The following is a 13,458-nucleotide window of genomic DNA, read 5'->3' on the forward strand; positions in this document are numbered from 1 at the left end:
CACACGGTAGCGGGACAGCAGTTGTTTATCCACACTCAGGACAAAGTTCGTTCTCTTGCGGTCATACCTATTGGCGAACCATGAAAAGAGGTCTAGCTTCAACGGCTGTTGTTGTGACCTCAGAGGGGTGGGTGACCACATGAAGCGCGCACCACATCACCGGTCGAGATCAAGAACGGGAATCGCCGCCGCCGCACTCGGCGTCGGCGCCCTGACCGTGTCGCTGCTCGGCGGCAACCCCGCGTCGGCCGAGCCGTACCCGAAGGAGCCGTCGACCGCGGCGACAACGTTGTCCCTGCCGTCCCCACCGGGCGGGGCCAATGTGCGGGTACTCGTCTTCCACGGGTCGGCGACCCAGGAGTCGCCGACCGTCGACGCCGGGATCGCGGCGATCGAGAACATCGGGCTGACCGGCCCCACCGCCGGGCGGTTCCGGACGGAGGCCACCGACGACCCGGCGGTCTTCACCAACGCCAAGCGCCTCGGCCGCTTCAACGCCGTGGTGTTCCTGACCGGCGGCGGCGACGTGCTCGACCCGGAGCAGGAAGCCGGTCTGGAGGCGTACCTGGAGGCGGGCGGCGGGTTCCTCGGCATCCACGACGCCGCGCGGACCGAGCCGTACTCGGACTGGTTCACCGGGCTGATCGGCGCCCGGCCGACCGGCGCGCCGAGCAGCACCCAGCGGGCCGTGGTGGAGGTGGGTGACCGCGCCCATCCCGCCACCTCGGCGCTGCCGCTGGAGTGGAAGCGCCCGGACAAGTGGTTCAACTGGGCGAAGAACCCGTCCGGTTCGGTGCACACGGTCGCCCGGGTGAAGGAGAGTTCGTACAAGCCGGCCGACAAGGCGAACGGCTGGGACCACCCGATCTCCTGGTGCCGCGACTACGACGGCGGCCGGTCCTTCTACACCGGCATGGGCGGCACGGTCGACAGCTTCGCCGAGGCCGACTTCCGCGACCACCTGCGCGGCGCCCTGGCCTGGACGAGCCGGCTGTCGAGGGCCGACTGCAAGGCCACCATCGACGCCAACTACACCGCCGAGCGCGTGACCAAGGCCAACCAGCCCGGTCAGAACGACCAGATCGGCGAACCCCACGGCCTGGTCACCGCCCCCGACGGGCGGGTGCTCTACATCGGGCGCGGCGGCGCGGACTCCAGCGTGCCGGTGGTCACGGACTGGAACAACCCGGACATCGGCAAGGGCAACGGCGAGATCCACGTCTACGACCCGGCCGACAAGAAGGTCACCAAGGCCGGCGCGCTGACCGTCTTCGGCAACAAGGGCGGCGGCGACGAGCTGGTCAAGAACGAGGAGGGCCTGCTCGGCATCGAGCTGGACCCGGACTTCATGACCAACGGCTGGGTGTACCTGCACTGGACGCCGCACTCGCGGATCGACCGTGAGACCCACATGGGCGAGCGGCGGGTCTCCCGCTTCACCCTCGACCTCGCCACCGACAAGCTGGACCTGGCGAGCGAGAAGGTGCTGCTGACCTGGCCGGTGCAGATCCACAGCTGCTGCCACGCGGGCGGCGGCATGGCCTGGGACTCCGACGGCAACCTCTACATCGCCACCGGTGACACCAACTCCTCCGGCTTCAGCAGCGGTTACTCCGGCAACAACCCGGAGCCGAACTTCAAGGGAGTCTCCTTCTCCGACGCCCGCCGCACCGCGGGCAACACCAACAACCTCAACGGCAAGATCCTGCGGATCCACCCCGAGGACGACGGAAGCTACACGCTCCCCGCCGGGAACCTCTTCACGGGCGAGGAGACCGCCGAGGGCGGCGGCAAGACGCGGGGCGAGATCTATGTGATGGGCGTCCGCAACCCGGCGCGGATCTTCGTCGACAAGAAGACGGACATCCTCTACGCCGGCTGGGTCGGCCCCGACGCGGGCTCGCCGTCGACGACCTGGGGCCCGGCCAAGTACGACACCTTCGCCGCCATCACCAAGGCGGGCAACCACGGCTGGCCGTACTGCATGGGCAACAAGCAGCCCTACCGGGACCGCAACCTGCCCGACCCGTCCAAGCCGCTGGGCTGGTACGACTGCGACGCGCCGAAGAACGAGTCGCCCAACAACGACGGGCTGGTCAACCTGCCGCCGGTCACCTCCAACACCATCTGGTACTCGCCGCAGGGCGGCGGCGTGGACTACCCGCGGGACGCGAACGGCGTGCCGAGCTACAAGCAGGAGGAGCAGAAGCTGCTGCTGCCGTGGCTCAAGGGCGGCGGGCAGGCGACCATGAACGGCCCCGTCTACCGCTACGACGCCGCGAGCGCGTCCGACGTGAAGTGGCCGGCGTACTGGGACGGCAAGTGGTTCGTCGGTGACTTCTACGACGGCGACCAGCCGCGCCACGCGGTGCTCACCGACCCGAGGACGGTCGGTCAGGGCGGCCTTCCGGTGCACGCCGAGTCGCTCAAGAAGATCGTCCCGGTCGGCCAGGGCGGCATCCGCAACCTGATGGACTGGAAGTTCGCGCCGGACGGCTCGCTCTACGTCCTGGACTACGGACGCGGCTTCTTCACCTCCGACAAGGACTCCGCGCTGTGGCGCGTGACGTACAAGGGCGGCGGGCCCACGCCGGCCGCGGACCAGCTCGCGAGGAAGGCGGCACAGTGACCCTGAGACGAAGAGGCGCGAGCCTGTGGACCGCGCTGCTCGCCGCGGTGGCGATGGTCGTCGGGCTGACCTCGGCCACGGCCTGGGGCAAGACGGACGACGAACGGCGCGCCGGCGCCGCCCAGGTGCTCACCTGGACGGCCGGTGACCCGATCGACCGGTACCTGACCTTCCCCACCACCGCGGTGGCGGGGGCGACGACGATCGTCTTCGAGAACAGCACGGCCACCGGCAACACCACCGGCATGCCGCACACCCTGACGTTCGACGTCTCCGACCCGGAGTACAACAACGACGTCCCGCTGAACATCCTCGCCAACCCGAGCGACGCGAGCGGCGGCAAGCACTCCGTCGAGGTGACGCTGACCCCGGGCCGGTACCTGTTCAAGTGCACGATCCCCGGTCACGGCCAGATGCAGGGGATCCTCACGGTGACCGAGGACGGCGGGGGCGACGACACCACCGCGCCCGAGACGTCCGCGCAGGTGACGGGCGACCGGAACGCCGACGGCGCGTACATCGGCCAGGCCACGGTGGCGATCGGCGCGAACGACGAGGGGTCGGGCGTCGAGAAGGTGGAGTACGCGCTGGGCGCCGACGGCCCCTGGCAGCCGTACACCGCACCGGTCGTCGTCGACCAGGTCGGCGCGCACGTCCTGCGCTACCGGGCGACCGACAAGGCCGGCAACACGGCGGCCGAGAAGTCCGCCGAGTTCACGGTGGCCGCGCCGCCGACCGACGACACCACGGCGCCCGAGACCTCGGCGACCGTGTCCGGCGAGAAGGACGCGGAGGGCAACTACCTGGACATGGCCACGGTGACCGTGACCGCGTCCGACACCGGTTCGGGCGTCAACACCATCGAGTACGCGGTCGGTGACGGCGCCTGGCAGCCGTACACCGCACCGGTGATGGTCCACGAGGCGGGCGCCCACACCGTCCGCTACAAGGCGACGGACAAGGCGGGCAACGCGGCCGCGGAGAAGTCGGTCGCCTTCACGGTGGTGACCCCGCCGGACCCGGACACCACGGCCCCGGTGACGGCGGCGTCCGTCGCCGGCACCCGCAACTCGGACGGCGCGTACATCACCAGCGCCACGGTGACCCTGTCGGCCGCCGACACCGAGTCGGGCGTCGAGAAGATCGAGTACTCGCTCGACAGCGGCCCGTACCTCGCCTACACCACACCGGTGATCGTCGACCGCGTCGGCCACCACACGGTGCGGTACCGGGCGACGGACAAGGCGGGCAACACCGCCGAGGCGAAGAGCGTCTCCTTCTCCGTGGCGGAGGGCGGCGGGGTGCCCGCGCCCAACTGCCCGGAGTTCGACGAGCGGCTCACGGTGATCGTCGGCAGCGTCGACACGGGCGTCCCCAACCGGATGACCAGCAGCCGCTGCACGATCAACGAGCTCATCGAGGACGAGAAGGACTGGTCGTCGCACGCGCTGTTCCTCAAGCACGTCGACACCGTCGTCGACCGGCTGCTCACCGACGGGGTGATCGACGCCCGCGAGCACCGCAAGATCTACCGGGCCGCCAAGCAGTCGGGCATCGGCAAGCCGGGCCAGACGGAGGGGTACCGCGATCTGTTCGACGGCACCCAGTCGACCTTCTCCCAGTGGCAGCACGTGGGCGGCGGCAAGTTCGGCCTCACCGCCGACGGCGCCATGACCAGCAGCACCACCGTGCCGGGCATGGGCATGCTGTGGTTCCCGCAGCGGAGCTACGGCGACTTCTCGCTCAAGCTCCAGTGGCGGGACGACGCGCCGGGCACCGGCAACGCCAACGGCGGTGTCTTCGTCCGCTTCCCGTACGTCCACGACAATCCGGAGGAGTCGCGGCCCGAGTGGGTCGCCATCAAGTACGGGCATGAGATCCAGGTCCTCGACCGGCCCGACGGCGACATGTACAAGACCGGGTCCGTCTACGGCTTCGACCGGGTCGGCCTGGCCGGCGCCGGGGTGACGCCCAAGGGCACCTGGAACGACTACGAGATCCGGGTGGAGGGCCAGCACTACTCGGTCTTCCGCAACGGCAAGCTGATCAACGAGTTCGACAACACCGGCGGGCAGGTCTTCCAGCCGCCGCGGTCGGACGACCCGGGCACCGACGGCCGGCGGTACGCATCCGGCTACATCGGGCTCCAGGTGCACGGCACCACCGATGTGATCTCGTACCGCAACATCCGTGTGAAGGAGCTCTAGGAAGCTCCGGGAAGACGGCGTGACAGGGCGGCGGCCCCCCTCCCGGCGGGGAGGGGGGCCGCCGTGCGCCGTGCGTCAGGACTTCCTGGCGCGGCTGGGCTGCACCCGCTTCGGCTCGCCCGGCATCTTCGGGTACTCGGGCGGATAGGGCAGGTCGCCGAGCCCGTGGTCCGCCTCGTCCTTGCGGGCGAGCTCCAGCAGGGTCTCCAGGCCGAAGCGCTCGTCGTCCATGTCCGCGTGGACGTCGCCGAGTTCGGCGTAGCGCTCCGGCATGGTGCGGATGTCGAAGTCCTCCGGGCGCGCCTCGTCGATCTCGTCCCAGCGCAGCGGGGCGGAGACGGGGGCGTGGGGGCGGGGCCGCACCGAGTAGGCGGAGGCGATGGTGCGGTCGCGCGCGGTCTGGTTGTAGTCGACGAAGATCCGCTCGCCGCGCTCCTCCTTCCACCACTTGATGGTGACCCGGTCCGGCATCCGGCGTTCCAGTTCGCGGCCGACGGCGATGGCGGCGCGGCGGACCTGGGTGAAGGTCCACTCCGGCCGGATGGGGACGAAGACGTGCAGTCCCCGGCCGCCGGAGGTCTTGGGCCAGCCGCGCAGGCCCGCCTCGTCGAGGACGGCGCGCAGTTCGTGGGCGGCGCGCACGGCGTCGGCGTAGTCGGTGCCGGGCTGCGGGTCGAGGTCGATGCGCAGTTCGTCCGGGTGGTCGGTGTCCTCCCGGCGCACCGGCCAGGGGTGGAAGGTGACGGCGCCGAGGTTGGCCGCCCAGACGACGGCGGCGGGTTCGGTGGGGCACATCTCGTCGGCGGAGCGCCCGGAGGGGAAGGTGATGTGGGCCGTGGGGATCCAGTCCGGCAGGTACTTCGGCACCCGCTTCTGGAAGAACGACTCGCCGGTCACCCCGTCGGGGTAGCGCTCCAGGGTGGTCGGCCGCCCCCGCAGGGCCCGGGTGACACCGGGGCCGACGGCGAGGTAGTAGCGGACCATGTCCAGCTTGGTGTAACCGGGCTCGGGGAAATAGATCTTGTCGGGATTGGACACGCGGACGGTCCGCTCCCCCACTTCGAGTTCCACGGCTTGGGCCATGCCCGTCAGCGTAGGCCGTGCCACCCGGCGGTGCATACCGGACAATCGGCCCATGGATCTGCCCGTGATGCCACCCGTCAAGCCGATGCTCGCCAAGTCCGTGAAGACGATCCCGCCCGGGATGCAGTACGAGGCCAAGTGGGACGGCTTCCGCGCGATCGTGCACCGCGACGGCGACGAGATCGTCCTCGGCTCCCGCACCGGGAAGCCGCTGACCAGGTACTTCCCCGAGCTCGCCGAGGTGCTCACGGACCGGCTGCCGGACCGGTGCGTCGTCGACGGGGAGATCGTGATCGCGCACGGGGGACGGCTCGACTTCGACCGGCTCACCGAGCGCATCCACCCGGCGGACTCCCGGGTGCGGATGCTCGCCGAGCGCACCCCCGCCTCGTTCGTCGCCTTCGACCTGCTGGCCCTCGGCGACGAGGCGCTGCTGGACACGCCGCTGAGCGAGCGGCGCCGGCTGCTGGAGGAGGCGCTGGCCGGGGCCCGGCCGCCGGTGCACCTGGCGCCCGCGACCACCGACCCCGCACTGGCGCGGGAGTGGTTCGAGATCTACGAGGGCGCCGGGCTGGACGGGGTGGTGGCCAAGCCGCTCGACCTGCCGTACCGGCCGGACGCCCGGCTGATGTACAAGATCAAGCACGAGCGGACCGCGGACGTCGTGGTGGCCGGCTTCCGCTACCACAAGAGCGGCCCCGTGCTGGGGTCGCTGCTGCTCGGACTGCACGACGCCGACGGCGCGCTCCAGCACGTCGGGGTGTGCGCCGCCTTCCCCATGAAGCGCCGCGAGGAGCTGGTCGCGGAGCTGGAGCCGCTGCGGATGACGGACCTGTCCGGGCATCCCTGGGCGCGGTGGGCCCAGGAGGAGGCCCACGAGGGCGCCCGGCTGCCGGGGGCGCCGAGCCGCTGGTCGGGCAAGAAGGACCTGTCGTGGGTGGCCCTGCGTCCCGAGCGGGTCGTGGAGGTGGCGTACGACCACATGGAGGGCGACCGCTTCCGGCACACCGCGCAGTTCCGCAGGTGGCGGCCGGACCGCGACCCCGCGAGCTGCACCTACGCGCAGCTCGAGGAGCCGGTGCGGTACGACCTGGACGAGGTGCTGTCAGCCTCCGGTGGCGCCGGACGGTGAACAGGGCGGCTCGCCGCCCGGGTCCTCGTCGGCGGCCTCCGCCCCGCCGGCCTCCCCGGCGCCGGACTCCGACGGCGAGGGGTCCGGCGACGGCGACGGGCAGGGGCTCGGGGACGGCGACGGGCTCGGGCCGGGGCTCTCGCCCGGGCCGGGGCTCTCCCCGGGGCCGGGGCTCGGGCTCGGGTCGGGCGATCCGGAGGGGCCGGTGCTCGGCACCGGGACGATCGTCGGGCGCGGCAGCGGCGAGGTGCCGCCGCCGGGCGACGGCGACGGGCGGGTGCCGGGCACCGGCCTCGGGCCTCCGGGCGTCGGGCCGATGATGATCTCGCCGTCGTCCTCGCCGCCGCCGACGGGCTCCCGCGCCGGGGTGTCGCCCCCCGCGCCCGGGCTGACCGGCAGCACGCCGGTGCCGTCCGTCACGGGGTGCACGCCCTGGCGGTAGAACGCGAGCCAGGCCAGCACGGTGCGCAGGTACTCCTCGGAGCGGTTGTAGCTGAGCACGGCGCGGTCGAGGTCGCCGGCGGCGGACAGGTCCCGGTCGCCCGCGCACAGGTAGCGGCCCGCGGCGAGCGCGGCGTCGTGGATGTTGTTCGGGTCCCGCAGGCCGTCGCCGTTGGCGTCCTGGCCCCAGCGCGCCCAGGTGGACGGGATGAACTGCATCGGCCCCACCGCGCGGTCCCAGCGGCTGTCGCCGTCGTACCGGCCGCCGTCGGTGTCGCGGATGGCGGCGAACCCGTTGCCGTCGAGGACCGGCCCCAGGATCGGCGAGAGGGTGGTCCCGGCCGCGTCGACCCGGCCGCCGCGCGCCTGTCCGGACTCCACCTTGCCGATGGCGGCGAGCAGTTCCCACGGCAGCCGGCAGCCCGGATCGGTGCGGCCGACCGCGGCCGCGGCCGACCGGTAGGCGGCGAGCACGGTCGCCGGGATGCCGGACTGGGCGTGGACGGCGGCGACGGGGCCGGCGGTGGGGGCGGGCCCGGCCTGGGGGGTGCCGTCCGAGCCGCGCAGCGGCGGCAGTTCGGTGTGGTACGAGTCGTCGTTCTGCGGCGCGGGCGCCGCCCCGGCCTCCCCGGCGGCGAGGCCGGCCTCCGGCCCGGGGAGGCCGCCCGTGACCGAGGGCGCCTGCGAGGCGGTGAGCGCCGCCATGGCCGCCACGGCGGCCGCGGTCCCCGCCAGCCCCCTGCGCATCCGGATGCCGCCGCGCCTCATGAGCCCGCCCCCAGGGTGTCGAGGTTCGCGATCCGCCAGGTGCCGTCCGTGCGGACCAGGTCGACGGCGAGCATCGCCGCCGCGTACGTCCGCTCGTCCTCGGCGGCCTTGTCGCCGCTCTTCGCGGGCGCGGTGCGGGTGTTGCTCTGGTCCGCGTAGACGAGGACCCGGGCGCGGTCGCCGTCGATGCGCTCCACGCCGCTCTCGGTGACGGTGGTGGTGAGCAGCAGTTTCTGCTTCGGCCCCTGGTCGCGGACGGCCGCGAGCATCGTGGTGTGCTGGCGCACCGCCTCACCGGTGAGATGGGTGCGCACCGCCCGGTCGAGTGCCTCCGGGTCGGCGAAGTCGTAGCTGAAGACGGCTTCGACGGCCTGGGTGGCCGCGCCCTTGACCTCGCTGGTGCGGGCGATGTCGGTGAGGGCGGTGTTGCGGGTGGCGGGGTCGTCGCGCAGCGAGGACGCCTGGGTGGCGGCGTAGGCGGCGAAACCGCCCAGCAGCACGGTCAGCAGACACAGGATCACCGGCAGCCGGCGCGTCCGGGCGGACGGGGAGCCCTTGCCCGACGGGGTGTCCGTGGCGTCGGCGGTGTCCGTGGCGTCGGTCGTGTCCGTGGCGTCGGCGGTCCGCTCGCCGGTCCCGGTGTCCTCGGCGGCGGCGGGCGCGGTGCCGTCGGGCTCCGGGCCGTCGCCGGGCTCGGTCCCCGGTGGCGGGAGCTCGGCCTCGTGGCCGGGCCGGTCCGTGCCGGGGCGCTCGGCGGTGGGCTCGCCGGCCGGTGCGGTGGCCGTGCGGGCCGCGGTCGTCGCGAGCCTGCGCCGGCGGTTGACGAGGTGCCGGGTCGTCGACATGTCGGGGTGTCCTCTCGGTGCGTGGGGCCGGGCTGCCGCTCTACCGGTCCGCCGTGTCGCCGACGGGCGCCTGGCCCAGGGCGCTGAGCTTCCAGCCGTCGTCGGTGCGGGTGAGCTGCCCGAGCATCCGGCTCTCCTTGCGTGCGGGCTCGCCCTTCGGCGCGGTCACGGTGACGCGCACGGCGACGAGCACGCTCGCCCGTCCGGCCCGTTCGTCCAGTTCGGTGACGGCCCCGGAGAGCACCTTGGCGGTGGTGACCGTGCGTGCCTCCTGGATCTGCTTCTCGAACGCGGCCCGTCCGTCGACGAGTTGGGTGCGCAGATCGCCGGTGGCCGAGTCCTCCCAGGTGTCGAGTCCGCGGCGCAGGTCCCGGTGGTCCAGGGTGTTCATGTTCTGCACGGCCTGGGTGCCCGCGGCGAGCACCCGGTCGCGGGTCTGGGCGAACGCCGCCGCGTCGTCGTGGGCGGCCGTGTACCAGGCCCGGCCGGCCCACACGGCGCAGGCCGCCGCCACGACCGTGAGGGCAAGGGCCGCGGCCAGCAGCGGGTTTCTCGGGGTCCGTGCCATGGGGCTGTGTCTCCTTGTGTTCGCTACCGGGAGGCGATGTCGGTGATGCGCCAGCGGCCGTCGTGGAGTTCGGCGGTGACGGAGAGCTGGGCGGGGGCGGTCGCGGGCTCCTTGCCGGGCCGCTCGGACACCTGGTCCAGGAAGACCAGCAGCCGGGCGCTGTCACCGCTGAGCCGGGTGACCCCGGCGCGCACCACATGGGTGGTGAGCGTGACCTTCTGCCGGGCCGCCTCCTTCTCCACCTGGGCGAACAGCCCGGTGTACTGGCGGGCGGCCCGTCCCGCGAGCAGTTCACCGGCCGCGGCACGGGTCCGGGCGGTGTCGGTGGGCGTGTAGGAGAAGATCTCCGTCAGCGCGTTGCTGACGTCCCCGGTGACCCCGGCCGTGGTGTCGGCATCGGTGAGCGCCCGGTTCGCCGCGGCCGGGGTGCCGCGCAACTGGCGCTCCTGGAACAGGAGCACGGCGCCGGCGGCGAGCAGCGCCACCACCGTGGCGAGCACCGCGTACAGCCGCCACCTCCGCCGGGGCGGTGCGGTGCTCCCGGGGGACCGGCCGTCCGGGCCGTCATCGTCACCGTCACCGGGGGCCGGTCCGGGATCGGCGTCGGCGTCGGCGGCCGGTCCGGTGCCGGAGTCATCCGGGCCGGCCCCGGTGCCGGGACCCGCTTCGGGTTCGGTGCCGACCACGGCGCCGGCTTCGGCCGGGGCTTCGGAGCCCTCGGAGCCGTCCGCGGCAGGGGCGGCCTGCCGGGCCGTGTCGCCGCCGGTGCCGGGACCCGCCCCGGCCGGAGCGGGCTGCTCCGCGGCGGACCGCGAGGCCGTGCCGCCGCCGGCGCCGGCCTGCGCGCCCGGGCGGGCGGCCGCGGCCGCCCCGTCGGGCTCGGCGGTGTCCGGCGCGTCGTCGCGCGTGCGCAAGGTCCCCTCCTCGTTCCCCATCTACGCCCCTCCGACCGGGACCGCCGCGAGGGAGCGGATCTTCCAGCCGTCCGCGGTCCGGGCGAGGGTCGCGTCGAGGCGCTTGCGTTCGGTGTGCGGCTCGGCGCCGGGCGGTGTGGTCACGACCTCCACGGTGGCGATGAGCTCCGCCGTGCCGGTCCGGTCGTCGAGCGCCGTCAGGGCCGCCTCGGTGACCCGTGCGCGGGCCGTGGTGTCGGTGGCACCGCGGGAGCGGGCCAGGTCCTCGCGCAGCGGGCCGGTCGCGGCGTCCAGCCAGGTCGTGCGGGAGGCGTCGGGCGACCCGGCGTCGAAGCTGGTGAGCTCGGCGACCCGCCGCTTCCCGTCGGCGAGAGCGTCGTCGCGTGCCTCGGCGAAGGAGAGCGAGTCGTCGGCCCGGGTCTGGCTGTACGACCAGCCGGCGAAGGCGCAGAACAGGACGGCGAGGACCAGGGCGGTCCGGGCGGCGAGTGCGGTGCGGCCGGTCATCGGGCGCCCTCCAGGCCGAGGAGCCCGCCGATGCCGGTGGGCGCGGCCGGCAGACCGGGCAGTCCGAGGGCGCCGGGCAGGGTGCTGACGGGCGCCTCGCCTGCGGGCCCGGCGGACCGGGCCGGGGCGGGGAGCGTGCCGGGGCGCGCCGGGTCGGGCACTCCCCCGCCGTCGGGGGCGTTGGCGCTGCCGCGGACGCCGATGCCGGTGGAGGGCGCGGCGGTGCAGCGGGTCCTGGTGTCGGTCGCCCCGGCCGGTGTGGTGTCGAGGCCGTTGCGGTACTCGGTCCGCCCGTAGCCGTCGGTGCACGGCAGCGGCTCGAAGAAGGTGACGGACATCCCGAAGTTGGCTCCTTCGCCGGTGACCGCGGTGGCGCCGGCGGCGGCGACCGCGGGCAGGGTCACCAGGAGTTCCTCGATTCCGCGCTGGCGGGTGACGGCGACCTCCGAGGTGGTCAGCAGATTGGCGACGACGACGCCGAAGGACGGGTCGAGGTCGCGCAGCAGCCCGCTGATCTGGCCGGCGGCGTCGGGGGCGGTGGCGATGACCTTGCGCAGGTCGGTGTCGGAGTCCTTGAGCTGCGCGGCGAGTTCGGAGGCGCCGTCGGCGAAGCCGCGGAGCGCCTGTCCCTGCTCGGCCTGGGTGCGCAGCACCGTCTCGCCGTCGGCCATCAGCCGGGTGGTGACGGGCAGCGCCCGGTCGGCGGCGAGGACGAACTCGTTGCCGTGGTCGAGGAGGACCTGGAGGTCGTCGCCGCGGCCGCCGAGTGCGGTGCCGAATTCGTCGACCACGGTCCGCAGCGCCTCCAGGTCCACGGAGGAGGCGAGGTCGTCGATGCCGGTGAGGACGTCGGTGACGGGGGCGGGGATGCGGGTGCGGTCGCGGTCGATGACGGCGCCGTCGGCGAGGTAGGGGCCGGCCTCGCGGGCCGGGCGCAGGTCGATGTACTGCTCGCCGACGGCGGACAGGGAGGCGACGACGGCTTCCAGGTCGGCCGGGATGCGGGGCGCGGAGTCCTTGATGCGCAGTTCCGCCTCGACGCCGTCGTCGGTGAGGTGGATGGGTCCCACCCGGCCGACGGAGACGCCCCGGTAGGTGACGTTGGAGTGGGTGAAGAGGCCGCCGGTGGCGGGGAGCTGGACGCGCACCGTGTAGTGGTCGCGCATGCCGACCAGGTGCCCGAGGTCGGCGTAGCGGACGCCGAGGAAGCCGAGCACGAGCACGGCGATGACGAGGAACGCGAGGTTCTTGAGGCGGGTGGCGAGGGTGAGCATCAGCGGCTCCCTTCCCCGGTGGTGCCCGTGACGGAAGGCAGCGGGAGCGGCGCCCTGCCCCGGGCGGCCGCGGCGGGTTCGTCGTCGTCCGGTACGAACTCGGGGATGATCGTGGTGCCCGGGACGGCGGTGGTGTCGAGGTACACGTTGAGGTAGTCGCCCTTGATGCCGCGCAGCACCTCGTCGGTGAACGGGTAGGTGAGCATCACCTGGAGCGAGTCGGGCAGGTTCTGACCGGAGTCGGCGAGGGCCTTGAGGGTGGGCGCGAGGGCCTTGAGGTCGGCGATGGTGTCGGCCTTCGAGGCGTTGACGGTGCGGACGGCGACGCCGGAGAGGGTGTCGAGCGAGCGGAGCATGGTGAGCAGCGAACCGCGCTGCTTCTCCAGCACCTTGAGGCCGGGGCTGAGGTCGGTGAGGACCGTGCCGACGTCCTGCTTTCGGGTGGCGAGCGTGGTGGCGAGCCGGTTGACCCCGTCGAGGGCCTTGGTGATGTCGGCCTTGTTGTTGTCGAGGCTGGTGACCAGTTCGTCGAGGCGGGTGAGCAGGGAGCGGATCCGGGGCTCGCGTCCGCCGATGGCCTTGTTGAGCTCGGTGGCGATGGTCTTGATCTGGGCGACGCCGCCGCCGTTGAGGAGCAGGGACAGGGCGCCGAAGACCTCTTCGACCTCGGGGTTGCGGTTGGTGCGGTTCATCGGGATGGCCGCGCCGGCGGCGAGGGTCCCGGCGGCGTCCTTGGGGGGCGGGCTGAGCTGGATGTACTTCTCGCCCAGCAGGCTGGACTGTTCGAGGTGGGCGAAGGCGTTGGCGGGCAGGCGCACCTTGCCGTTGATGCGCATGGTGACCGTGGCCGACCAGTCCTCCTGGTCGAGGCTGATGCCGGTGACCCGGCCGACGGCGACGTCGTTGACCTTGACCGCGGACTGCGGGACGAGGCTGAGGACGTCGGCGAACTCCGCGGTGATCTCGTAGGGGTCGTCCCCGAGGTCCGCGCCGCCGGGCAGGGGCAGTTGGTCGATGCCGGACATCTGGGGCGCCGAGCAGCCCGCCGCGCCCGCGGTGACGCCGAGGGCGAGCAGCAGGGCGAGCGCGG

At 73.2% G+C, this 13,458-nt stretch carries 11 protein-coding genes; 3 read left to right on the forward strand and 8 right to left on the reverse strand.

Translation table 11 applies throughout. The features are described from left to right. The first annotated feature begins 139 nt into the window (after positions 1-139). Together JE024_RS05095 and JE024_RS05100 are read left to right on the forward strand one after the other, a co-directional pair. Positions 140-2,629: a ThuA domain-containing protein gene (locus JE024_RS05095; protein ID WP_205372431.1), complete on the forward strand. Its 2,490-nt coding sequence runs from the start codon at positions 140-142 to the stop codon at positions 2,627-2,629. Positions 2,630-2,682: 53 nt separating this feature from the next. Continuing rightward, on the forward strand, positions 2,683-4,836 hold the full coding sequence (locus JE024_RS05100) for an OmpL47-type beta-barrel domain-containing protein (protein ID WP_205376380.1): 2,154 nt from the start codon (positions 2,683-2,685) through the stop codon (positions 4,834-4,836). A 75-nt stretch (positions 4,837-4,911) separates the two neighbouring features. On the opposite strand, the gene ligD is transcribed toward JE024_RS05100, so the two are convergent. Beyond that, positions 4,912-5,919: a non-homologous end-joining DNA ligase gene (gene ligD / locus JE024_RS05105; RefSeq protein WP_205372432.1), complete on the reverse strand. Its 1,008-nt coding sequence runs from the start codon at positions 5,917-5,919 to the stop codon at positions 4,912-4,914. A gap of 52 nt (positions 5,920-5,971) precedes the next feature. Here ligD and JE024_RS05110 point away from each other — a divergent pair, with 52 nt between their 5' ends. Then, entirely contained in the window at positions 5,972-7,051 is a 1,080-nt protein-coding gene (locus JE024_RS05110) for an ATP-dependent DNA ligase (RefSeq protein ID WP_205372433.1), read from the forward strand. On the opposite strand, the gene JE024_RS05115 is transcribed toward JE024_RS05110, so the two are convergent. The 7 genes from JE024_RS05115 to JE024_RS05145 are packed head-to-tail and all read right to left on the reverse strand — an operon-like array spanning position 7,025 to position 13,447. Further along, on the reverse strand, positions 7,025-8,260 hold the full coding sequence (locus JE024_RS05115) for a lytic transglycosylase domain-containing protein (protein WP_205372434.1): 1,236 nt from the start codon (positions 8,258-8,260) through the stop codon (positions 7,025-7,027). The genes JE024_RS05110 and JE024_RS05115 overlap by 27 nt on opposite strands. Next, positions 8,257-9,105, reverse strand: a complete 849-nt coding sequence (locus tag JE024_RS05120; RefSeq protein WP_205372435.1) for a nuclear transport factor 2 family protein — start codon at positions 9,103-9,105, stop codon at positions 8,257-8,259. Before JE024_RS05120 ends, JE024_RS05115 begins: the two co-directional genes overlap by 4 nt. Positions 9,106-9,145: 40 nt before the next feature. Further along, on the reverse strand, positions 9,146-9,673 hold the full coding sequence (locus JE024_RS05125; RefSeq protein WP_205372436.1) for an Rv1363c family protein: 528 nt from the start codon (positions 9,671-9,673) through the stop codon (positions 9,146-9,148). A gap of 23 nt (positions 9,674-9,696) precedes the next feature. Further along, positions 9,697-10,587 (reverse strand): hypothetical protein, encoded by an 891-nt coding sequence (locus JE024_RS05130; RefSeq protein WP_372449769.1) that lies wholly within the window; start codon positions 10,585-10,587, stop codon positions 9,697-9,699. Positions 10,588-10,608: 21 nt separating this feature from the next. Continuing rightward, complete coding sequence (locus JE024_RS05135) at positions 10,609-11,094, reverse strand: hypothetical protein (protein ID WP_205372437.1); 486 nt, start codon at positions 11,092-11,094, stop codon at positions 10,609-10,611. Further along, entirely contained in the window at positions 11,091-12,368 is a 1,278-nt protein-coding gene (locus tag JE024_RS05140) for an MCE family protein (protein ID WP_205372438.1), read from the reverse strand. Before JE024_RS05140 ends, JE024_RS05135 begins: the two co-directional genes overlap by 4 nt. Further along, the gene (locus JE024_RS05145; RefSeq protein WP_244883127.1) at positions 12,368-13,447 is read right to left on the reverse strand and encodes an MCE family protein; all 1,080 of its coding nucleotides are present in this window, start codon (positions 13,445-13,447) and stop codon (positions 12,368-12,370) included. The genes JE024_RS05140 and JE024_RS05145 overlap by 1 nt, the downstream gene beginning before the upstream one ends. Positions 13,448-13,458 lie beyond the last annotated feature (11 nt).

The organism is Streptomyces zhihengii (assembly GCF_016919245.1).
In the GTDB taxonomy this organism is placed as follows: Bacteria; Actinomycetota; Actinomycetes; order Streptomycetales; family Streptomycetaceae; genus Streptomyces; species Streptomyces zhihengii.